Source organism: Archangium violaceum, assembly GCF_016887565.1.
GTDB classification, from domain to species: domain Bacteria; phylum Myxococcota; class Myxococcia; order Myxococcales; family Myxococcaceae; genus Archangium; species Archangium violaceum_B.
The window spans coordinates 10,834,986-10,854,141 of the sequence record NZ_CP069396.1 but is presented as its reverse complement, the minus strand read 5'-3'; the positions used below and the strand labels follow the sequence as shown (position 1 = coordinate 10,854,141).

21 protein-coding genes are annotated in these 19,156 nt (G+C 69.0%); 12 read left to right on the top strand and 9 right to left on the bottom strand.

The features are described 5' to 3' along the window. Positions 1 to 10 precede the first annotated feature (10 nt). Positions 11 to 1,507, top strand: coding sequence for a serine/threonine-protein kinase (locus tag JRI60_RS43170; protein ID WP_204221895.1), 1,497 nt, complete (start codon positions 11 to 13; stop codon positions 1,505 to 1,507). Positions 1,508 to 1,551: 44 nt separating this feature from the next. Further along, on the top strand, positions 1,552 to 2,751 hold the full coding sequence (gene serB / locus JRI60_RS43165) for a phosphoserine phosphatase SerB (protein WP_204221894.1): 1,200 nt from the start codon (positions 1,552 to 1,554) through the stop codon (positions 2,749 to 2,751). Between the two features lie 6 nt (positions 2,752 to 2,757). On the opposite strand, the gene JRI60_RS43160 is transcribed toward serB, so the two are convergent. After that, positions 2,758 to 3,588: a general secretion pathway protein GspE gene (locus JRI60_RS43160; protein ID WP_204221893.1), complete on the bottom strand. Its 831-nt coding sequence runs from the start codon at positions 3,586 to 3,588 to the stop codon at positions 2,758 to 2,760. 41 nt (positions 3,589 to 3,629) lie between these two features. Here JRI60_RS43160 and JRI60_RS43155 point away from each other — a divergent pair, with 41 nt between their 5' ends. From JRI60_RS43155 to JRI60_RS43145, 3 genes are all read left to right on the top strand, one after another. Further along, positions 3,630 to 3,989: a DUF309 domain-containing protein gene (locus JRI60_RS43155; RefSeq protein WP_204221892.1), complete on the top strand. Its 360-nt coding sequence runs from the start codon at positions 3,630 to 3,632 to the stop codon at positions 3,987 to 3,989. After that, positions 3,989 to 4,183, top strand: coding sequence for a CPXCG motif-containing cysteine-rich protein (locus JRI60_RS43150; protein ID WP_204221891.1), 195 nt, complete (start codon positions 3,989 to 3,991; stop codon positions 4,181 to 4,183). Before JRI60_RS43155 ends, JRI60_RS43150 begins: the two co-directional genes overlap by 1 nt. Positions 4,184 to 4,365: 182 nt before the next feature. Next, positions 4,366 to 4,812, top strand: coding sequence for an Hsp20/alpha crystallin family protein (locus JRI60_RS43145; protein WP_204221890.1), 447 nt, complete (start codon positions 4,366 to 4,368; stop codon positions 4,810 to 4,812). 173 nt (positions 4,813 to 4,985) lie between these two features. On the opposite strand, the gene JRI60_RS43140 is transcribed toward JRI60_RS43145, so the two are convergent. From JRI60_RS43140 to kdsB, 7 genes are all read right to left on the bottom strand, one after another. Then, positions 4,986 to 5,579, bottom strand: coding sequence for a response regulator (locus JRI60_RS43140; RefSeq protein ID WP_204221889.1), 594 nt, complete (start codon positions 5,577 to 5,579; stop codon positions 4,986 to 4,988). An 85-nt stretch (positions 5,580 to 5,664) separates the two neighbouring features. Next, positions 5,665 to 6,243, bottom strand: a complete 579-nt coding sequence (locus JRI60_RS43135; RefSeq protein WP_204221888.1) for a KdsC family phosphatase — start codon at positions 6,241 to 6,243, stop codon at positions 5,665 to 5,667. 42 nt (positions 6,244 to 6,285) lie between these two features. Continuing rightward, positions 6,286 to 7,116 (bottom strand): 3-deoxy-8-phosphooctulonate synthase, encoded by an 831-nt coding sequence (gene kdsA, locus JRI60_RS43130; protein ID WP_204221887.1) that lies wholly within the window; start codon positions 7,114 to 7,116, stop codon positions 6,286 to 6,288. Further along, complete coding sequence (locus JRI60_RS43125; RefSeq protein WP_204221886.1) at positions 7,113 to 8,741, bottom strand: CTP synthase; 1,629 nt, start codon at positions 8,739 to 8,741, stop codon at positions 7,113 to 7,115. Before JRI60_RS43125 ends, kdsA begins: the two co-directional genes overlap by 4 nt. A 94-nt stretch (positions 8,742 to 8,835) precedes the next feature. Then, on the bottom strand, positions 8,836 to 9,069 hold the full coding sequence (locus JRI60_RS43120) for a hypothetical protein (protein WP_204221885.1): 234 nt from the start codon (positions 9,067 to 9,069) through the stop codon (positions 8,836 to 8,838). A gap of 350 nt (positions 9,070 to 9,419) precedes the next feature. Beyond that, complete coding sequence (locus JRI60_RS43115) at positions 9,420 to 11,126, bottom strand: ABC transporter ATP-binding protein (RefSeq protein ID WP_204229342.1); 1,707 nt, start codon at positions 11,124 to 11,126, stop codon at positions 9,420 to 9,422. A 116-nt stretch (positions 11,127 to 11,242) separates the two neighbouring features. Next, positions 11,243 to 11,971, bottom strand: coding sequence for a 3-deoxy-manno-octulosonate cytidylyltransferase (gene kdsB, locus JRI60_RS43110; RefSeq protein ID WP_204221884.1), 729 nt, complete (start codon positions 11,969 to 11,971; stop codon positions 11,243 to 11,245). 94 nt (positions 11,972 to 12,065) lie between these two features. Between kdsB and wecB the strand changes: the two genes are divergently transcribed. From wecB to JRI60_RS43075, 7 genes are all read left to right on the top strand, one after another. Beyond that, entirely contained in the window at positions 12,066 to 13,193 is a 1,128-nt protein-coding gene (gene wecB, locus JRI60_RS43105) for a non-hydrolyzing UDP-N-acetylglucosamine 2-epimerase (protein ID WP_204221883.1), read from the top strand. Between the two features lie 29 nt (positions 13,194 to 13,222). Further along, positions 13,223 to 13,963, top strand: coding sequence for a hypothetical protein (locus JRI60_RS43100; RefSeq protein ID WP_204221882.1), 741 nt, complete (start codon positions 13,223 to 13,225; stop codon positions 13,961 to 13,963). Between the two features lie 85 nt (positions 13,964 to 14,048). After that, positions 14,049 to 15,038, top strand: a complete 990-nt coding sequence (locus JRI60_RS43095) for an RluA family pseudouridine synthase (protein WP_204221881.1) — start codon at positions 14,049 to 14,051, stop codon at positions 15,036 to 15,038. A gap of 31 nt (positions 15,039 to 15,069) precedes the next feature. Then, positions 15,070 to 16,248 (top strand): phosphatase domain-containing protein, encoded by a 1,179-nt coding sequence (locus JRI60_RS43090; protein ID WP_239470063.1) that lies wholly within the window; start codon positions 15,070 to 15,072, stop codon positions 16,246 to 16,248. A 144-nt stretch (positions 16,249 to 16,392) separates the two neighbouring features. Next, entirely contained in the window at positions 16,393 to 16,791 is a 399-nt protein-coding gene (locus tag JRI60_RS43085) for a hypothetical protein (protein WP_204221880.1), read from the top strand. A 3-nt stretch (positions 16,792 to 16,794) separates the two neighbouring features. After that, positions 16,795 to 17,100, top strand: a complete 306-nt coding sequence (locus JRI60_RS43080) for a hypothetical protein (protein ID WP_204221879.1) — start codon at positions 16,795 to 16,797, stop codon at positions 17,098 to 17,100. Between the two features lie 59 nt (positions 17,101 to 17,159). Next, a complete protein-coding gene (locus JRI60_RS43075; protein WP_204221878.1) occupies positions 17,160 to 17,708 on the top strand; it encodes a GNAT family N-acetyltransferase in 549 nt (182 codons plus the stop codon). A gap of 25 nt (positions 17,709 to 17,733) precedes the next feature. Here JRI60_RS43075 and purF read toward each other — a convergent pair whose 3' ends face one another. Further along, positions 17,734 to 19,128 carry an amidophosphoribosyltransferase gene (gene purF / locus JRI60_RS43070; protein WP_204221877.1) on the bottom strand — a complete coding sequence of 465 codons (1,395 nt, stop codon included), beginning with the start codon at positions 19,126 to 19,128 and terminating at the stop codon, positions 17,734 to 17,736. Positions 19,129 to 19,156: the final 28 nt, after the last annotated feature.

Below are 19,156 nucleotides of genomic sequence, written 5' to 3'. Positions count from 1 at the left end.
TCCGGCTCGCATGCCCAAGCCCGCCATCCACCGCGACACCGTCTGCGGCGAGGCGCTGTTCATCCTCCAGAGTCTGAGGGAGAACGGCCGTCTGGGGCGCTCGAACAAGCTGGCCGATGTGAAGGCCTCGCTCGAGCCCTCCGTCTCGCTGGAGTTCGACAGCTACTATCTCTTCCTTCGCAAGTACCTCTACATCGCGCTGGACCCGCGGGAGGCGCAGCTGCGTCTCACCGAGCCGGGTGAGCGCGTGGTGGATGGCGAGCTGCAGGAGAAGTTCTCCCTGGAGGTGGACGAGTTCTTCGCCGAGCAGCTGCTCGGGGACGACGACTCCGTCGTGACCGGCGAGGAGGAGGACGACCCGAGCATGCCGCCTCCCCCGCCGGACATCCTCCTGGAGGAGAACGAGATGCTGCCGCCCGTGGAGCAGCCGCCCGCGCTGCCGAGGGCTCGTGCGTCCGTGGCGCTGGAGGTGCCGCTGCCTCCGTCCGTGCCGGTGCCTCCCCCGGTGGCGAGCATGCGCAACGAGGCCGTCCCCCTGCCGCCCGCCGTGCCCGTTCCCCCCGCCGCTCCCGTCGCGCCTCCCGCTCCGATGCCCGCTCCCGCCCCCGCGCCCGTCCCTCCGCTGGCCACCTCTCCCGCTCCCAAGGCCGCCGCCGAGGTGCTGGACCAGCGCTACCAGAAGCTCGAGGCCATCGGCTCCGGGCCGCTCGGTACCGCCTACAAGGGCCGCTTCAACGCGCTCGGGCTGGACATCTGCGTCAAGGAGCTCAAGGACATCTTCGGCTACTTCTCCTTCCTGCAGCGCGGCGAGGTGCTCAAGCGGCTGAAGAAGGAGCTGTGCGCGCAGGCCCAGGTGCGCCACCCGGGCATCATCCAGGTGCTGGACCAGAACGCGGAGGCCGCCCGGCCGTACTACGTGCTGGAGCTGCTGCACGGCAGCCTCAAGGACAAGCTGGAGGAGGGCGGGGGCAGGGGCGTGCCGGTGCCCTTCGCCATGCGCTGCTTCCTGCAACTCGCCTACGCGCTGCGCGCCGCGCACGCCGTGGGCCTCACGCACCACAACCTCAAGCCGGAGAACGTCCTCTTCGATCTCTACGGCAACGCGAAGCTGGGCGACTTCGGCCTGAGCCGCGTGGTGGAGCAGGACGCCTCCAAGGGCTTGCCCCAGGTCTTCGTGGGCGCCGGTGGCATGGCGTACCTGGCCCCCGAGCTCCTCCAGCCGCAGCGCGCGAAGGACGCCGGCCCCGCCTCGGACGTCTACGGGCTGGGCATCATCCTCTACGAGATGCTCACCGGGCAGATTCCCGGCCGCCGCTCGCCGCTGCCCTCCGAGGTCAACCCCGAGGCCCCCGCTGGCCTGGACGCCATCTTCGACAAGATGACCCATGACCGGGTGGACCAGCGCTACCCGGACATCGACACGATGCTGGAGGACTTCTACAAGTCCTTCACCGAGGCGCAGTTCCTCGCCAGGGGCGACCTCATCCTGTCCTCCGAGCCGCAGTAACGAGTGCTCGCGGTGGACGGGCCAGGCTGTAAAACTCGTCCTCCATGAGCAACAGCACGAATTCGCAAGACTCCGTGCTCGTCACCGTCACCGGACGGGACGAGCCCGGCATCCTGGCCCGCTTGACCGGCATCCTCTCCGAGGTGGGCGCGGTACTGCTCGACATCGAGCAGGTGGTGGTGCATGGCCAGCTCACCCTGTCCCTGCTGGTGCGCCTGCCCGAGACGCGCAGCGTCCTCAAGGAGCTGCTCTTCGCGGCGAAGGAGCTCGGCATGTCGCTGGACTTCAAGCCGGTGGAAGGGCCGAGCACTCCCGTCGGCCCGAGCCGCAGCCGCCATGTCGTCACCGTGGTGGGCTCCCTGGGGGCCCGCGAGCTGCACGCCGTCGCCGAGCGCCTGGCCCGGCACGGGGCCAACATCGAGCGCATCAACCGCCTGTCCGACGCGGAGCTCGGCTCGGTGGAGATCCACATCGCCCTGCCGCCGGAGAGGGATCCAGAGGAGCTCAAGCGCTCGTTGCTGGAGCTGGCCATGTCCACCAGCGCCTTCGACGTGGCGCTGCAGCGCGAGAGCCTCTACCGGCGCAGCAAGCGGCTGGTGGTGATGGACATGGACTCCACGCTCATCCGCATCGAGGTCATCGACGAGCTGGCGCGGGCGTACGGGGTGGGCGAGCAGGTGGTGCGCATCACCGAGCGCGCCATGCACGGGGAGATGGACTACGACGAGTCCCTGCGCCAGCGCGTGGCGCTGCTGAAGGGGATGGACGCGAAGGTGCTGCGGGACATCGCCGCCAACCTCCCGCTCACCCAGGGCGCGGAGACGCTCATCCGGGTGCTCAAGCGGCTGGGCTACCGCACCGCCATCATCAGCGGCGGCTTCTCCGTGGCGGCCGAGGCCCTCAAGGCGCGGCTGGGCATCGACTACGCCCACTCCAACATGCTGGAGGAGGCGGATGGCAAGCTCACCGGGCGCACGCTCGGACCCATCGTCAACGCGCGCCGCAAGGCGGAGCTGCTGGAGAGCATTGCCCAGGCGGAGGGCATCCTTCTCGACCAGGTCATCGCGGTGGGCGACGGCGCCAACGACCTGCTGATGCTGGAGCGCGCGGGTCTGGGCATCGCCTTCCGCGCCAAGCCCAAGCTGCGTCAGGCGGCCGATACCTCCATCTCCGCCGGAGGCCTGGACACCATCCTCTACCTCCTGGGACTCACCGCTCGCGAGCTCCAGGAGGTGCTCGGGTAGGGCGGCTCACGAGGCGCGCATGCGCGCCGCCAGCTCCTTCTGCTGGAGGGCGCCCTTCTCCAGCAGCAGCTCGAGCAGGGCGCGCAGAATCTTGGAGCTCTTCTCCTGGTTGACCTGCACCGTCTGCAGCCGCTGCATCTCCTCGGGGGAGAACACCTCGGCCGGCGAGGGCGAGGCGCTGAGGATCTCATCGAGCAGATCCGCGGCGCTCGACCCCCCACCGGGACGCGAGGACGCGGCGGCCGCCGCCTGGCGCTGGGCGTTCTCCTCGGCCAGCTTCGGGGAGATGTCGGCGAGGGACTTCCTCACCGTCTTGCCGCTCATGTCGACGATCTTGAACTCGTCCTCGTCGCTCGAGGGCTTGTCCCTGCGTGTGCCCGTCGGAGTGAGGGACGGCTCCATGTTGCGGTAGTGCCGCATGATGGCGTTCTCGATCTCCCGGTCTCCCGCCACCATGGGGATGACGCGCGTGCGGCTGCGTGCGGCCACCTGATCGATGGTCTGCAGGTCGGACGGGTCCGCCATGGCGAGCACGAGCGTCTTGCCGTTGTCGCGCAGGGCCACGGGGAAGACGCCCTTCTGCTCGGCGAAGGTGACGTCCAGCTTCGCGAGGGCGCCCGGATCCTTGGCGGTGCCCAGCTGGACGCGCTGCACGCCCAGGCCCTGGGCAATGGCCTCGGTGAGGGTGTCCTCCGCGGCGAGCCCCATGTCGGTGACGATGCGCGACAGGCGTCCGCCCCACTGGTCATGTTGGGCGAGCGCGCTGCGAAGCTGCATCTCGTCGATGACGCGGGCCTTGACGAGAATCTCTCCGATACGGTTGCGAGGTGCGGCCATGCTCGCCAGTCTACGGAGGAAGGAGCCCGGAGTCGCGTTCGATGCCGCGAGGATTCGATACCTGCCTGGCAGAAGGGGTGGCGCTCTTCAACGCCGGGCACTTCTTCGAGGCCCATGAGGCCTGGGAGGAGGCCTGGACACACGAGAGCGGCCCACGCCGGCTGCTCCTCCAGGGCCTCATCCTCGTGGCGGCGGGCTGGCTGAAGCGGGACGCGGGCAATGCCCGGGGGGCGTGGACGCTCTTCTCCCGCGCGCTGGACCGGCTCGCGTCCCTGCCTCCCGTCTGCGAGGGCGTGGACGTGGGCGGCCTGCGTCCCCGGGTGGATCGCTGGCGACAGGGCGAGGCCGCTGACCGGCCCCTGCTCGCCTGGCCGGCCCCCAACCAGGGAGGAGACTTCTGATGCAGCCCTTCGCGGACGAGCAGACGCAGCTGTGCCCCTACTGCGGCGAGGAGGTGGAGGTGGCGGTGGACCCCGGTGGGCCCTCCTCGGAGACGTACGTGGAGGACTGCCCGGTGTGCTGCCGGCCATGGGTGGTGTACGTCTGCCGAGAGGGGGAAGAGGTGTCCGTCCACCTGGGGCGCGAGGACGATTGAGCCGGCCGGAATGGGCCCGCGGCGCGTCGCCTTGACACGTTTCAAAGCATGGTTCTCTTGAAGCTGTGAGAGGCGCCGGGCCCGAAGCAACGAGGGCTCGGCGCGGTGGAAACAACCGTTCAAACCCAGTCGAGAGACGCGCCGTCACTCCGTCCGGAGTGCGACGCGATGAGGAGACGTCCATGCAGACCCGTTGGAATCCGTTCGCCGTGAGCAATGGTGCCGTCGCCCTGGGCCCCCTGATGGCGCGGGAGTTCGACCAGCTCTTCCGTGACCTGTCCCTGCGCCCTGATTCGCGCGAGCTCGTGCCGCCGGCGGACATCTACGAGACGGCCGAGGGCATCACCCTGCAGGTGGACCTGCCGGGGCATGACCCCAAGGCCATCGAGGTGAAGGTGGAGAACGACACCCTCACCCTCAAGTCCGAGCGCAAGACGGAGCGCTCCGACAAGGAGGGCGCGCGGCGCCTGGAGCGCAGCTTCGGCGTGTACGCCCGCACCTTCGTGGTGCCCCGCACGGTGGACGCGTCCAAGGTGGAGGCCCGCTACGACAATGGCGTGCTCACCCTGACGCTGCCGCGGCGCGAGGAGTCCCGCCCCCGCGTGGTCGAGGTGAAGGTCAACAGCTGAGATGTGACGCGGAGAGGTGATGCATCCCAGCCGGTGGGGACGGGTTCCCGAGAGGGGACTCGTCCCCGAGCCGTTGACGATGCACGCGGCATACACGAGCGGCGATGCGCCCTCACACGGAGCCTGGGAACGGGCCCCGTGGAGACGCCTCGCCGCTTCCGTCGTCTGGCGCGCTAGCGCTTGACGGCGGTGTTGGCCCCGAGCGCCAGCGGCACGCGGAACAGGTCGAGCACCTGCTGCACGTCCAGCGGCTTGGGCAGGCACGCCACGGCGCCCGCCTGCTTCGACTGCTCCACCACCTCGGGCGAGTGGGCGGACGTCATGGTGATGAGCCGCACGCCCTCCATCTGCTTGCGGGCGCGGATGCGGCGGCACACCTCGATACCGTCGATGTCCGGCATGTTCAGGTCGATGAGCATGCCGTGCGGCTTCTGCTCGCTCACCAGCAGCAGCGCCTCGACGCCGCTGGTGGTCGTCTGCAGCTCCACCTGGTTCGCGTAGGGCTTGAAGGCACGCTTGATGGCATCGAGCACCTGCCGCTCGTCATCCACCACCAGCAGGCGCACGGTGCTGCTGCCCAGCTCCTCGGGCACCGGCATCTGGTGGGTGATGAGGAAGGTGCGGAGGTCGGCCGAGCGGACCCTCCGGTGACCACCCGGCGTCCGGAACGCCATGAGGATGCCGCGGTCGATCCACTTGCTCACCGTGGACGGGTCCACCTGGAGCAACCGACTGATGTCGTGGGTCGTGTAGAGCTGATCCGTCATCGAACTCCCCTCACTCTGCACTGCTGGCTGGCTTCCGGCCTTCATAGGATAAGACACCTAAGCGGGAAGCGAAAATTCTTCGATTTCACAACTTGACAGCTTGTAGGGCATCAGGGTCTCTCATGTGTTGAACGGTGGCCTCCCATTGGCCCGAGGCCTTCAAGCAGAGCTCCACCAGCTCACGCGCGGCGCCGTGTCCTCCCCGGCTCCGAGCCACATAATGCACTTCCTGGCGTACCTCGGGTGCTGCATCCGCGGGACACGCCGAGAGACCCGCCATCCCCAGGGGACCCAGGTCGTTGATGTCATCCCCCATATAGGCACACTCCTCAGGGGAGACCTCGAGCTGCGCCAGCAGTTCACGAAAACCCGCTGCTTTGTTCTTCCGACCCTGGAGCACGGCGGTGACGCCCAGCTCGAGGCCGCGCACCTCCACGATGGAGGAGGAGCGCGCGGTGAGGATGGCGGTGCGCAACCCCGCCAGCCTCGCCATCACCAGCCCGTGACCATCCTTGACGTCGAAGCGTTTCATCACCTCGCCGCCATCACCGTAGTAGAGGCCGCCATCCGTGAGCACGCCGTCCACGTCGAACACGAGCAGACGCACGCGGGAGGCGCGTTCCGTCAGCTCGTCCTTGTTCGGCTTTGGCGGCAGCTCCGTCATGTCGTGTCCCCTCGGACTCCCTCCCCACGGTTTCGTTTCACTTCACCCCGGCTCGTGCCCCAGCGCACGCCGGATGGCCAGCACCTGACGTAGCACGTCCTCGAACATCTGGGGATTGAGCGAACAGGGACCGTCACACAGGGCACGGTCCGGGTCTTCATGCACTTCCGTGAAAAGCGCGTCTATTCCGGCGGCGGCGGCGGAGCGCGCCAGCAGGGAGACGAACTTGCGCTCCCCGCCCGTCTGCCCATCCCCGGAGGAGGGCAGCTGCACGGAGTGGGTGGCGTCGAAGCACACGACGAGCCCCGCCTCGCGCATCTGGGCGAAGCCGCGCATGTCCACCACCAGGTTGTTGTAGCCGAAGGTGGCGCCGCGCTCGGTGACGAGCACGTTGGGGTTGCCCACCTCCACGGCCTTGCGCGCCGAGTGGACGATGTCCTTGGGCGCCACGAACTGGCCCTTCTTGAGGTTGACGCCCTTGCCGGTGCGGGCCACCGCCTCCACCAGGTCCGTCTGGCGGCAGAGGAAGGCGGGAATCTGGATGATGTCCACCACCTCGGCGGCGGGGCCCACGTGGCTCGTCTCGTGGACGTCCGTGAGGATGGGCACGCCCACCTCGCGCTTCACCCGGTCGAGGATGCGCAGGCCCTCCTTCAGGCCGGGCCCCCGGAAGGACTTGCCGCTGGTGCGGTTGGCCTTGTCGTAGGAGCACTTGAAGGCATAGGGCACGCCCAGCCGGCTCGTCAGCTCCTTGAGGAGCTTCGCGTGGCGCAGCGCCATGTCCTCGGACTCGATGCTGTCCGGGCCCGCGATGACGAAGAGCTTCTGGCCGGGGCCGACCTTGTAGCCGCACAGGTTGATGCTCTGGTTCATGCCTGGGTCCTCCCCGCGTCACGCTGCGTGAGGGCCGCGCGGATGAAGCCGGAGAAGAGCGGGTGGGGCGCGAAGGGCTTGCTCTTGAACTCCGGGTGGAACTGACAGCCGATGAAGTAGGGGTGGTCCGGCAGCTCGATCATCTCCACGAGGTTGAGCTCGGGGTTGTGCCCGGACACGACGAGGCCCGCCTCCTGCAGCCGGCCGCGGTAGGCGTTGTTGACCTCGTACCGGTGACGGTGCCGCTCGTGGATGACGTCCTCCCCGTACAGCTTGTGCGCGAGCGAGCCCGGCTTGAGCGCGCAGGCGTAGCTGCCCAGACGCATGGTACCACCCTTGTCCTGCACCTTCACCTGGCTCTCCATGAGCGTCACCACCGGATGCGGGGTGTGCTCATTGAACTCCAGGGAGTTGGACCCGGCCAGGCCCAGCACGTTGCGGCTGAACTCCACCACCGCCATCTGCAGGCCCAGGCAGATGCCGAAGAAGGGCACCCGCTTCTCCCGGGCATAGCGCACCGCCGTGATTTTACCCTCGGTGCCGCGCACCCCGAAGCCGCCGGGCACCAGGATGGCGTCCACCCCGGAGAGCAGCGCCTCGGGACCCTTGTCCTCCACGTCCTGCGAGTCCACGAAGTGCAGGTCCACCTTCACGTCGTTGGCGATGCCGCCGTGCAGCAGGGCCTCGTTGAGGCTCTTGTAGCTCTCCTTGAGGTCCACGTACTTGCCGACGATGCCCACCTTCACCTCGCCCCGGCCCGGCGAGTACACCTTGCGGATGATGTCCTCCCAGCGGTCCAGCCGGGCGGCGCGCGTCCAGATGTTGAGCGTCTCGGCCAGCCGCTCGTCGAGGCCCTGACGGTGCAGCTCCAGCGGCAGCTCGTAGATGCTCTTCACGTCCGGCGAGGTGAACACGTTGCCGTTGTCCACGTTGCAGAACATGGCGATCTTGTCCTTGAGCTCCCGCGAAATCTCCCGGTCCGTGCGGCAGATGAGGAAGTCGGGCTGGATGCCGATCTCCCGCAGCTTCATCACCGAGTGCTGGGTGGGCTTGGTCTTCACCTCGCCGGCCGCGCCGATGTAGGGCAGCAGCGTCAGGTGCATGTAGACGGCGTTGCCGCTGCCCACGTCGTAGCGCATCTGCCGGATGGCCTCGAGGAAGGGCAGCGACTCGATGTCGCCCACGGTGCCGCCCACCTCGACGATGACGGCGTCCATGCCCTGCGCCGCCTGGCGGATGCAGGATTTTATCTCATCCGTGATGTGCGGAATCACCTGGACCGTCTTGCCCAGGTACTCGCCCCGGCGCTCCTTCTGGATGACGGCGTGGTAGATGCGCCCGGAGGTGAAGTTGTTGAGCCGGGACATCCTCGCGTTGGTGAAGCGCTCGTAGTGACCCAGGTCCATGTCGGTCTCGCCCCCGTCGTCGGTGACGAAGACCTCGCCATGCTGGAACGGGCTCATCGTGCCCGGGTCGATGTTGATGTACGGGTCTAGCTTCAGCAGCGTGATGTCGAGCCCGCGGTTCTCGAGCAGGGCGCCAATGGATGCAGAGGCGAGCCCCTTGCCCAGCGAGCTCACGACGCCGCCGGTCACGAAGATGAACTTGGTCTTCTTGGAGCGCATGACCCTTCCTGCCAAGAGACCCCGGGTGCGTCAATGATTCTGTCAGGCGGCGCGGACGGCCGCCTGGTCCCGGAAGTCCAGCAAGGGACGGATCTCAATCCTGCCCCTGGGTCCGCGGACGGGATTCGGCGTAGTCCCGGGCCCTGGGCTCGCTGTCGCGCTGCTCGCGCAGCGGGCAGTGGCGGCACGTCCAGCCGTCCCAGCCGCGCTTCACCGCGAGGTGCAGACAGGCGTCGTAACTGAAGCAGAACAGATTGCGCTGGGCCTCCACCGCCGACTCGTCACGCAGCGCGGAGGGCAGAGGGCTCGGGCAAGGTGTGATGGACAAGGTCAGGGCCTCCTGCGGATGAACGGGCCGTTCCCCCCCGGCGTGCAACAGGTCCGTTGCATGCGCATTCCCGAGGTTCGGGCAAAAAAGGACCCGCCCGTCCCGCGGCCCCAGTGTTTGGTGGGGTGCGCGAAACGGGCGGGCCCGAACTGCATGGCATCTCACTTCCGCCGCACGGTGGCTTCTTCAGCGCGCCATACGAGCGGAGGTGGACGCCTGACTCTTGCTGTCGGTCAAGGCATCACCTCCTTTCTGCGGCCCCTTACTTAATGAGGGATTTTCGGCGGCGCCATGTGGGCTGCCCCACAAAGTGAATCCGGAAGGGGAGCGGGCGGGAGGGCGGGCGCTCCTCAGGCGGCCACGAACTGACGCTCCACCAGGCGGCGGTAGAGGCCTTCCTGGCCCATGAGCGCGGCGTGGTTGCCGCTCTGCACCACCTTGCCCCCTTCCAGCACCAGCACGCGGTCCGCGCCAATCACCGTGGACAGGCGGTGGGCGATGATGAGCGTGGTGCGGCCCTTCATCAGCCGCTCCAGGGCCTCCTGCACCAGGTGCTCGCTCTCCGCGTCGAGCGCGCTCGTCGCCTCGTCCAGCACCAGCAGGCGCGGGTTCTTGAGCACCGCGCGGGCGATGGCGATGCGCTGCTTCTGCCCACCGGAGAGCTGCACGCCGCGCTCGCCCACCAGGGTGCGGTAGCCCTCGGGGAAGCGGGAGATGAAGTCGTGCGCGTTGGCGGCGCGCGCGGCGGCCTCTACCTCCGCGTCCGTGGCGTCCATGCGGCCGTAGCGGATGTTGTCCGCGACGGAGGAGGCGAAGAGCATCGGCTCCTGCGCCACCGTTCCCACCTGCTGGCGCAGCCACTCGGGATCCAACGAGCGCAGCTCCTGTCCATCCAGCAGCACGCGCCCGCTCTGCGGGTCATACATGCGCGCCAGAAGCGCGGCGAGGGTGGACTTGCCCGCGCCCGAGGGGCCGACGATGGCCACCACCTCGCCCGGGGCGAGCGCCAGGTCGATGCCCTGGAGCACCGGGGCGTCCGGGCGCGTGGGGTAGGCGAAGCGCACGCCCTGGAAGTCGACGCGGCCCTGGACGGACGGCAGGCGCTGGCCACCCGAGGAGGGGATGGCGGGCGTTCGGTCGATGAGCTCGAAGACGCGCTCGGCGGCGCCGGAGGCGCGCATGAAGTCCGCCCAGAGGTCCGCCAGGGCGCCCAACGCGAAGGCCACCATCAGCGAGTAGATGAGGAAGGAGGTGAGGCTGCCCACGGACATCCTGCCATCGAGCACCTGCCGGCCGCCGTACCAGAGCACCACCGCCGAGGCGATGTAGCCGGCCGAGGAGGCCCCGGCCAGGAAGAAGGAGAACTGCTTCACCCGGCGGCGCGCGACGTCGAAGGCGCGCTCGGTGGTGCTGCGGTAGCGCTCCACCTCGTGGCGCTCGGCGGCGAAGGAGCGCACGGTGCGGATGCCGGAGAGGCTCTCCTCGGCCACCTCGTTGGCGGCGGCGAGCGCGTCCTGCGCCTCCTTGGAGAGCCCGCGCACCTTGCGCCCGTACGTCACCGCCCCCACCGCCACCGCCGGCACGATGGCCAGCATCAGTCCCGTGAGCACCGGCGAGGTGTAGAAGAGCAGCGCGATGCCACCCAGCGCCTGCGCCGCGTTGCGCAGCCCCATGGAAATGTTCACGCTCACGGTGTTCTGCAGCACCGTGGTGTCCGAGGCCAGGCGGTTGGTGAGCTCACCCGTCTTGCGCTCGTCGAAGAAGGCCACCTCCTGGCCCATGAGGCTGGCGAAGAGGTCCTGCCGCAGTTGCGTCACCACGCGCTCGCCCGCGGTGGTGAAGAGGTAGAAGCGCAGGGCCATGGCCACGCCCTGGAGGAGGAAGACGGCCACCATGGCCATGGCGGCCTTGTCGATGATGCCGTGGTCCTTGGCGCCGAGCGCTTCGTCGACGATGTAGCCGATGGCCTTGGGGTACAGCAGGCCCATGCCACTGGCGAGCAGCAGGAAGAAGGTGCCGGCGAGAAGTCTGCGCGCCTGGGGCCGGGCAAGGCCCATGAGGCGGCGGAACGTCACGCGGGAGAACTGGGGTTTCTTGGGGGCGTCGGACACGGACGCAGACTAGCGCGGGACGCGACTCGCCGCACGAATGCCCGCGCGGTAGGCGGGCGGGCTCAGCCGCGCATCACCGCTTCCACCCGGGCCACGTCCTCGGGCACGTCCACCGCCACCGTGCGTCCCGCCACCTTCCCGCAGCGGATCCGGATGCCGTGCTCCAGGGCTCGTAGCTGCTCCAATTTCTCCGCCTGCTCCAGGGGCGTGGCGCTCAGGCCCGCCAGCCGCAGCAGCGTCTCGCGCCGGTAGCCGTACAGCCCCAGGTGCGCCCAGCGCTCCACCACCCCCGGCTCGCGCAGGAAGGGGATGGTGCTGCGGCTGAAGTAGAGCGCGTCCCCGTTGAGCGCCAGCACCGCCTTCACCACATGTGGGCTCTCCGCCTCGATGGCATCCAGCGGACGCACCAGCGTGCCCATCCCCACCTGCGGGTCGGCGAAGAGGCCCGCCAGCACCCGGAGTGAATCCGGATCCACCAGGGGCTCATCGCCCTGGACGTTCACCCAGACGTCCACCTCCGGACGGGCCCGCGCCACCTCGGCCACCCGGTCCGTGCCCGTGGCGCAGTCCGGCGACGTCATCACCGCCGTGCCGCCAAAGCGCGCCACCGCCTCCTGGATGCGCGGGTCATCGGTGGCCACCACCACCTCGTCGAAGACGCGCGCCTCCTGGCAGCGGCGCCAGACGTGCTCGATCATCGGCCGGCCGGCGATGAGGGCCAGGGGCTTGCCGGGAAAGCGCGTGCTGGCGTAGCGGGCGGGAATGACGGCGAGGGTGCGGTGCGAGGACATGGCGTCGCCTGTCTATCAGATTCAAGACGCCACCAGGCACCCGCGGGCGGGGGGCACTAGGCAGTCGGGGGGGCATGCCTAGCTTCCCGCCACCATGAAGAAGGTTCTCCATATCGTTGGGGCGCGCCCCAACTTCATGAAGGTCGCGCCCATCCACCGGGCCATCTCCGAGCGTGGCGTGCTCGCCCAGAAGCTGGTGCACACCGGCCAGCACTACGACGTGAAGATGAGCGACGTTTTCTTCACGGACCTGGGCATGCCCGCTCCCGACATCCACCTGGGCATCGGCTCCGGCAGTCACGCGGAGCAGACGGCCCGGCTGATGATCGAGCTGGAGAAGGTGTTCGCCAGCGAGAAGCCGGAGCTGGTCTCCGTGGTGGGAGACGTCAACAGCACCCTGGCCGCCGCGCTCGTGGCGGTGAAGATGGGCATCCCCATCGGTCACGTGGAGGCGGGCCTGCGCAGCTTCGACCGCGCCATGCCCGAGGAGATCAACCGCATCCTCACCGACAGCATCGCGGACCTGCTGCTGACGCCCTCGTCCGACGCGGACGCCAACCTCATCCGGGAGGGCGTGGAGCCGCAGCGCATCCGGCTCGTCGGCAACGTGATGATCGACTCGCTGCTGGCGGCCCGGGAGAAGGCGCTGAAGCTCTCCACGCTCGCGGACATGGGGCTCACCGCGCGCGGCTACGCGGTGTGCACGCTGCACCGGGCCTCCAACGTGGATGACGCGAAGGTGCTCGGGGGGCTGCTGTCCGCGCTGGGCCACCTGTCCCACCGGCTGCCCGTCGTCTTCCCCGTCCACCCGCGCACCCGCAAGCGCATCGCGGAGACGGGGCTGGAGGCGTCGCTGGCGCGCACCCCGGGCCTGCGCCTGGTGGACCCCATGGGCTACCTGGAGTTCCTCGCGCTCACCTCGCAGGCCCGGCTCGTCTTCACCGACTCCGGTGGCCTCCAGGAGGAGACCACCGTGCTGGGCATTCCCTGCCTCACCGTGCGCGAGAACACCGAGCGTCCCATCACCGTGGATGTCGGCACCAACCTCGTGGTGGGCACCGAGCCGGCCCGCATCCAGCAGGTCGCCGAGCGCATCCTCGATGGTCAGGAGAAGAAGGGCCGTGTCCCCGACCTGTGGGACGGGCGCTCCGGAGAGCGCATCGCCCAGGTGTACGAGGAGTTCCTCGGGGTGGGGCGGACGCCTCGGCGCGCCGCCGGCTAGAGGCGACAGTCGAAGACCGGGAGATTCACATGGCAGGGCCGCGCGTGCTCTCGTCGTCCAGGTGTTTGCTCGGGGCGGTCCTGCTGGGGGCCTCCCTGGCCTGCGCACCGCCCCCGCTCCAGGAGGTCATCACCACCGAGCGCTGTCACACGGTGTCACTGGAGCCCGGCTCTTCCACCGCCTTCTCCGCGGGCTTCCTCCGCATGGGGCAGAGCGAGGAGGAGCAGCTCTGGAGGATGCGGGTCCGTCTGCCCGCGCTTCCCGAGGGACTCTCGCTCTCCCCCGAGGAGATCATCATGGACGGCACGGGGCGCCTCACCGCGCGCGGTGTCCTCTCCGCGGCGCCAGGTGTCGCGCTCCGGGGGCCCACGCTCCTGATGGTCGAGGCCCACTCCGACAACTCGAGCGCCATGGCCGGCCAGCCCTGCTTCCTCGTGGTGCTCGAGCCGCCCGTGGCCACCCCGGACTTCTCCCTCTCGGTCCCCCAGCAGGTGTCCATCCTCCCGGGGGGCCAGAGCTCGGTGCCGGTGTCCCTCGTGCGCGCGGAGGGCTTCACCCAGGAGGTCCGCGTGACGGTCGACCCTCTCCCCGAGGGCATCTCCGCGGAGCCGCTCACCGTGCCCGCCGGAGAGACCCGGGGAACACTCACCCTCCACTCGATGAAGAGCGTCTCCACCGGGCCGCTCGTGCTCCGGGTGGTGGGCACCGCCGCGGGCGGACAGGCCGTGGACCCGTTCACCCTCGAGGTGTCCTCGCGCGTCGATCGCTGAGGGGCTCGCCCCTCCCTCCCGAGCAGGGAGCAGCCGGGCGGGGGGAGGAAGCGGTCCTCCCTCTGTGTTAAGCCCGCGCTGTCGCATGCGAGACACGAGCGAGGACATCTCCCAGGCCATCGGCGAGGCACCCGAGGGCTACGTCGACATTCCATTTGTCGTCGAGCCCAACTACGCGGGCTGGCGGCTGGATCGCTACCTCTCCGAGAAGATCCGACGCCTCCCGCGCGAGCGCCTCCACGGCATCATCCAGCGCGGCGTCCTGTGCGAGGAGCGCCGCCTCAAGCCCTCCACACCCGTCTACCCGGGCCTCACCTTCCGCATCCGCCGCCCCGCCAGCACCGAGCCGGAGACGCCCACCGAGCTGACCGCCCTCTTCCAGGACGACTGGCTGCTCGTGCTCGACAAGCCCGCCGGGCTCCCCATCCACCCCACCGCCCGCTATCACAAGGGCACGCTCGTCTCCCTCCTGCGCGAGCGCTTCGGCGAGGCCTTCGCGGAACCCGCCCACCGCCTGGACCGCGAGACGAGCGGCCTCGTCGTCTGCGGGCGCACCACCGAGTCCTGCCGCGTCCTCGGGCGCCTCTTCGTCTCCCGCGACGTGCACAAGGAGTACCTTGCCATCTGCGAGGGCCACCCCCCCGAGGACTCCTTCCGCGTGGACGCCCCCATCGCCGAGGGCACCGAGCTCATCCGCATCGCCGTGCGCATCGACCCCGTGGAGGGCAAGGAGAGCCGCACCCGCTTCCAGGTGCTCCAGCGCTTCTCCCATGACGGCCAGCCCTTCTCCCTGCTGCGCTGCTACCCGGAGACGGGGCGCCAGCATCAAATACGCATCCACCTGCGCGAGGTCGGCTTCCCCCTGGTCGGTGACAAGATGTACGGCCCGGACCCTGGCTACTTCGATCGCTTCAGCAAGCACTGCCTGGAGCCCGAGGCCTGGGTGAAGCTGCGGCTGCCTCGCCACGCCCTGCACGCCGCGCATATCTCCTTCCCCCACCCGGGCACGGGGCAGACCGTGTCCTTCGACTCGCCCCTGCCCGCGGACCTCCAGGACTTCATCGCCAGAAGGTGATGGCACGCGCTCATCGCGGTAATCTCGCGGCGTGGACATCACAGCCGTGGCCCTGAAACTTCAGACGCTCCGCTCCCTGATGACCGGTCACACCGACCGGAACGACGAGCGGCGCATCCTGGACCTGCTCGCCGACGCGACCACCGCCGAGCTCAACCATCTCCTCCTCAACGTGGACCTGAACCGGTTGCTCTCCGACGTGGATGACCGCGTCGTCGGCCCGGACAACCTCACCACGCTGTTGGACCTGCTGTGCGTGAAGCGGGCGCGCGAGCTGAGCCTGCCGCTGCGCGCCACACTCGTGGCGGCGCTCCAGAGGGGCTACACCCCCCAGACCTTCGAACGCCGGGTGCGCGAGCTGTTCCTCGGGCTCCATGGCCGCGAGCTGACGGAGTTCAAGAACCTGCTCGACGGCCGCGGCAGCTACCACGACCTGCAGCAGCTCCTCTTCCACGACGTGGATGACGACGCCCTCCGCCAGGACATCCTCGCGCACATCTTCCGGGAGGCCATCCCGAGCGGCGAGAACAAGGTGCTGAGCGACATCGACGACACCTTCCTCGCCAACTGGAAGGACACGCGCTACCCGCCGAAGACGGTGTACCCGGGCGTGCTCCAGTTCTACCGCGAGCTGGACCGCGGGCCGGGCGTCATCCCCGGGCGCGAGGGCGACCTCACCTTCGTCAGCGCGCGGCCGGCGGATCCGCTCGGCTTCATCGAGGATCGCACGCTGGCCACCCTGCGCGAGCATGGGGTGGGCCCCTCGGTGATGCTCTCCGGCGCCTTCACCCACCTGCTCGGCAACGCGCGCATCGCGGCCATGAAGTTCGAGAACTTCAGCCGCTACATCCAGCTCTATCCCGAGTACGGCTTCGTCTTCACGGGCGACAGCGGCCAGGGCGACGTGGCCTTCGGCGAGCAGATGCTCTCGGCGTACCCGGAGCAGGTGCGCGCCGTGTTCATCCACGACGTGGTCGACACCCCCGAGCCCGTGCGCCAACAGTGGCGCGACAAGCGCATCTTCTTCTTCGACACCTACGTGGGGGCCGCGATGGATGCCTTCGAGGTGGGGGTCATCGCCCTGGATGGGGTGGCCCGCGTCGCCCGCGCCGCCCAGGAGGACATGGCGCGGGTGCCGTTCGGCTCCGAAGCCCAGCGGCAGGCCCGGCTGGCCGAGCTGTCGAGAGATCTGCGGCGCGCGGACATCTAGAGGAGGGAAGGTTGGCTCCCCGAGGTGCGGGGGAGCGGGCGAGGGCCGCCTGCGAGGGGATGCCCGGATTCCCATCTTCCCCCCGGGGGTCACCCGGGGAAGGCCCGGCCGCCCCCGTTCTCTCACCGCAGCGAGGAGCGAGCCATGGCGCAGCGGATGGACGTTCGGGTTGGCATGGATGTGAAGAGCAGGGACGGGCACCGGTTGGGCAAGGTCATCGGCCTGACGGAGGACGCCTTCGTCGTGGAGAAGGGCGTGTTCTACGCCAGGGACTACCGGGTTCCCTTCCGGTCCGTGGAGCGGCTCGAGGGGGACGACATCCACCTCTCGCTGGACAAGGACCAGCTGCAGAAGGCCAGCCTGGGCGAGGTGCTGGAGGCGGCCGACAGGTTGGACATGGGGCCGGACTCGCTGTCCGAGGCCCGGATGGACAGCGCCAAGTTCCAGGACCATGACCAGTACGACGTGCGCACCGAGAGCGAGAAGGAAGCCGAGGCGAAGCGCCCGATCGGTTTCGATCCGAACGCGCCCTCGCACTACTAGGGCATGCACATCGTCCAGTTCCTGCTGCCGCTGCGTGACAACGAGCGGCGCCCCTTCGCCCGGGCGGACTTCGAGAAGGTCCGCGCCGAGCTCACCGAGCGGTTCGGTGGCGTCACCGCCTTCCTCCAATCCCCGGCCTCGGGCGCCTGGAAGGAGGAGGGCGAGACGGTGCGTGACGAGATGTTGCTCTTCGAGGTGATGGTCGAGGCGCTCGACCGCGCGTGGTGGAGCGGCTACCGCGCGGAGCTGGAGCGCCGCTTCCGGCAGGAGCGCGTCCTGGTGCGCGCCCTCGGAGCCGAGGTGCTCTGAGCCCTGTCACAACGCCACGGACGCCACTCCTTCCGCGCGGAATGAAGGAGGGAATACCCGTGCAGGAGCTTCGCACCGACCGACTGTTGCTCCGTCCCTTCGCTCCGGAGGACGAGGAGGCGCTCCTCGGACTCTGGAACGACCCGTACGTCCGCCGCTACCTCTGGGATGACCGGCTCGTGTCGCGCGAGGAGGTGCGGGAGCAGATCGCCCTGAGCGAGCGGGACTTCCATGAGCGGGGCTACGGCGAGTTCGTCCTCTCCCTCGTGGAGTGGCCTGGAGCGCTCATCGGCTTCTGCGGGCTGCGGCGCATCGAGGGCCGTGAGGACGTGGAGCTCCTGTACGGACTCTATCGGGACTTCTGGGGGCGGGGCCTCGCCACCGAGGCCGCCCGGGCCGTGCTGCGCTTCGGCTTCGAGCACGTGGGGTTGGAGGAGGTATTCGCCGGTGCGGACCTCGACAACGCCGCGTCCATCCAGGTGATGGAGCGGCTCGGAATGTCCTCCGCCGGCGAGTGGCGGGTGGGTCCCCAGGCACTCCCGGCGACGTACTACCGGCTCCGGCGGCGGGACTTCGCGCGCCGGACACAGGGGGTGAACACGGGGTGAGGCCCCTTCTCGGGGCCTCGCATGCTCAGGCGCTGACGAGCTTGGGCCCGGCGGACTCCGTCGTAGCGCTCGCCGTGAGGTTGCCTGTGAGGTACTGGCCGGAGAAGCAGGCGGTGCAGAAGGTGTTGCGCTCCCGGTCTCCCACCGCGGTGCCCAGGCCCTCCAGGGAGATGTAGCCCAGCGAGTCCGCCGTCACGTAGCGGGCGATCTCCTCCACGGTGTGGCTGGAGGCGATGAGCTCCTGCCGGCTCGGCGTGTCGATGCCGTAGAAGCACGGCCACTGCGTGGGCGGCGAGGAGATGCGCAAGTGCACCTCCACCGCGCCAGCGGCCTTGAGCATCTTCACGATCTTCCGGCTGGTGGTACCGCGCACGATGGAGTCGTCCACCACCACCACGCGCTTGCCCTTGAGCACCTGGCGCACCGCGGACAGCTTCAGCTTCACGCCGAAGTGGCGGATGGACTGCTGGGGCTCGATGAAGGTGCGGCCCACGTAGTGGCTGCGGATGAGGCCCACGTCATACGGAATCCCACTGGCCTGCGAGTAGCCGATGGCCGCGGGCACGCCCGAGTCCGGCACGGCGATGACCAGGTCCGCTCCGGGCGCCGGCTGCTCCTTGGCGAGCTGCCGTCCCAGCTCCTTGCGCGTCTCGTACACGCTCGTGCCGAACAGCACCGAGTCCGGCTTGGCGAAGTACACGTGCTCGAAGATGCACCGGCCCAGCCGCGTGGGCGGGAAGGGATGGCTGGCGTGCAGGCCCGTCTCGTCGATGACCACCATCTCCCCGGCCTCGAGCTCGCGGATGAACTCCGCCTCGATGAGGTCCAGGGCCGTGGTCTCGCTGGCCAGCACCCAGCTGTTCTTCAGCATGCCGAGCACCAGCGGGCGGAAGCCGTTCGGGTCCCTCACCGCCACCAGCTTCTTCTCCGTGAGGAAGAGGATGCTGTAGGCCCCCTTCACCTTGGAGAGCGCCTCGACGACCTTCTTCTCGAAGGTGGGCTGCCGGGAGCGGGCGATGAGGTGGATGACGACCTCGGTGTCCGAGTCCGACTGGAAGATGGCGCCGTCGGCCTCGAGCGAGGTGCGCAGCTCCTGCGCGTTGACGAGGTTGCCGTTGTGGGCCACGGCCAGGTGGCCTCCCACGTACTCCACCGTGAGTGGCTGGGCGTTCTTGAGCTGGCTGACGCCCGCCGTGGAGTAACGCACGTGGCCGATGGCCGCGCCGCCCGGCAGTTGCTCGATCACCGGCGCGGTGAAAATGTCCGCCACGAGCCCCATCTCACGATGGGCCCGCAGACTCTGGCCATCCGATGCGACGATGCCCGCTGACTCCTGGCCGCGATGCTGGAGCGCATGCAGACCGAGGTACGCCAGGTTGGACGCTTCCGGGTGACCGACGATTCCGAAGATCCCGCACATGTGCGTTGCCCTTATCCCCTTCGGGTGC

Bases quoted from the DNA above. Each gene is read 5' to 3' on its own strand.
- JRI60_RS43170 (WP_204221895.1), top strand. From the start codon at position 11: ATGCCCAAGCCCGCCATCCACCGCGACACCGTCTGCGGCGAGGCGCTG.
- serB (WP_204221894.1), top strand. From the start codon at position 1,552: ATGAGCAACAGCACGAATTCGCAAGACTCCGTGCTCGTCACCGTCACC.
- JRI60_RS43160 (WP_204221893.1), bottom strand. From the start codon at position 3,588: ATGGCCGCACCTCGCAACCGTATCGGAGAGATTCTCGTCAAGGCCCGC.
- JRI60_RS43155 (WP_204221892.1), top strand. From the start codon at position 3,630: ATGCCGCGAGGATTCGATACCTGCCTGGCAGAAGGGGTGGCGCTCTTC.
- JRI60_RS43150 (WP_204221891.1), top strand. From the start codon at position 3,989: ATGCAGCCCTTCGCGGACGAGCAGACGCAGCTGTGCCCCTACTGCGGC.
- JRI60_RS43145 (WP_204221890.1), top strand. From the start codon at position 4,366: ATGCAGACCCGTTGGAATCCGTTCGCCGTGAGCAATGGTGCCGTCGCC.
- JRI60_RS43140 (WP_204221889.1), bottom strand. From the start codon at position 5,579: ATGACGGATCAGCTCTACACGACCCACGACATCAGTCGGTTGCTCCAG.
- JRI60_RS43135 (WP_204221888.1), bottom strand. From the start codon at position 6,243: ATGACGGAGCTGCCGCCAAAGCCGAACAAGGACGAGCTGACGGAACGC.
- kdsA (WP_204221887.1), bottom strand. From the start codon at position 7,116: ATGAACCAGAGCATCAACCTGTGCGGCTACAAGGTCGGCCCCGGCCAG.
- JRI60_RS43125 (WP_204221886.1), bottom strand. From the start codon at position 8,741: ATGCGCTCCAAGAAGACCAAGTTCATCTTCGTGACCGGCGGCGTCGTG.
- JRI60_RS43115 (WP_204229342.1), bottom strand. From the start codon at position 11,126: ATGGGCCTTGCCCGGCCCCAGGCGCGCAGACTTCTCGCCGGCACCTTC.
- kdsB (WP_204221884.1), bottom strand. From the start codon at position 11,971: ATGTCCTCGCACCGCACCCTCGCCGTCATTCCCGCCCGCTACGCCAGC.
- wecB (WP_204221883.1), top strand. From the start codon at position 12,066: ATGAAGAAGGTTCTCCATATCGTTGGGGCGCGCCCCAACTTCATGAAG.
- JRI60_RS43100 (WP_204221882.1), top strand. From the start codon at position 13,223: ATGGCAGGGCCGCGCGTGCTCTCGTCGTCCAGGTGTTTGCTCGGGGCG.
- JRI60_RS43095 (WP_204221881.1), top strand. From the start codon at position 14,049: ATGCGAGACACGAGCGAGGACATCTCCCAGGCCATCGGCGAGGCACCC.
- JRI60_RS43085 (WP_204221880.1), top strand. From the start codon at position 16,393: ATGGCGCAGCGGATGGACGTTCGGGTTGGCATGGATGTGAAGAGCAGG.
- JRI60_RS43080 (WP_204221879.1), top strand. From the start codon at position 16,795: ATGCACATCGTCCAGTTCCTGCTGCCGCTGCGTGACAACGAGCGGCGC.
- purF (WP_204221877.1), bottom strand. From the start codon at position 19,128: ATGTGCGGGATCTTCGGAATCGTCGGTCACCCGGAAGCGTCCAACCTG.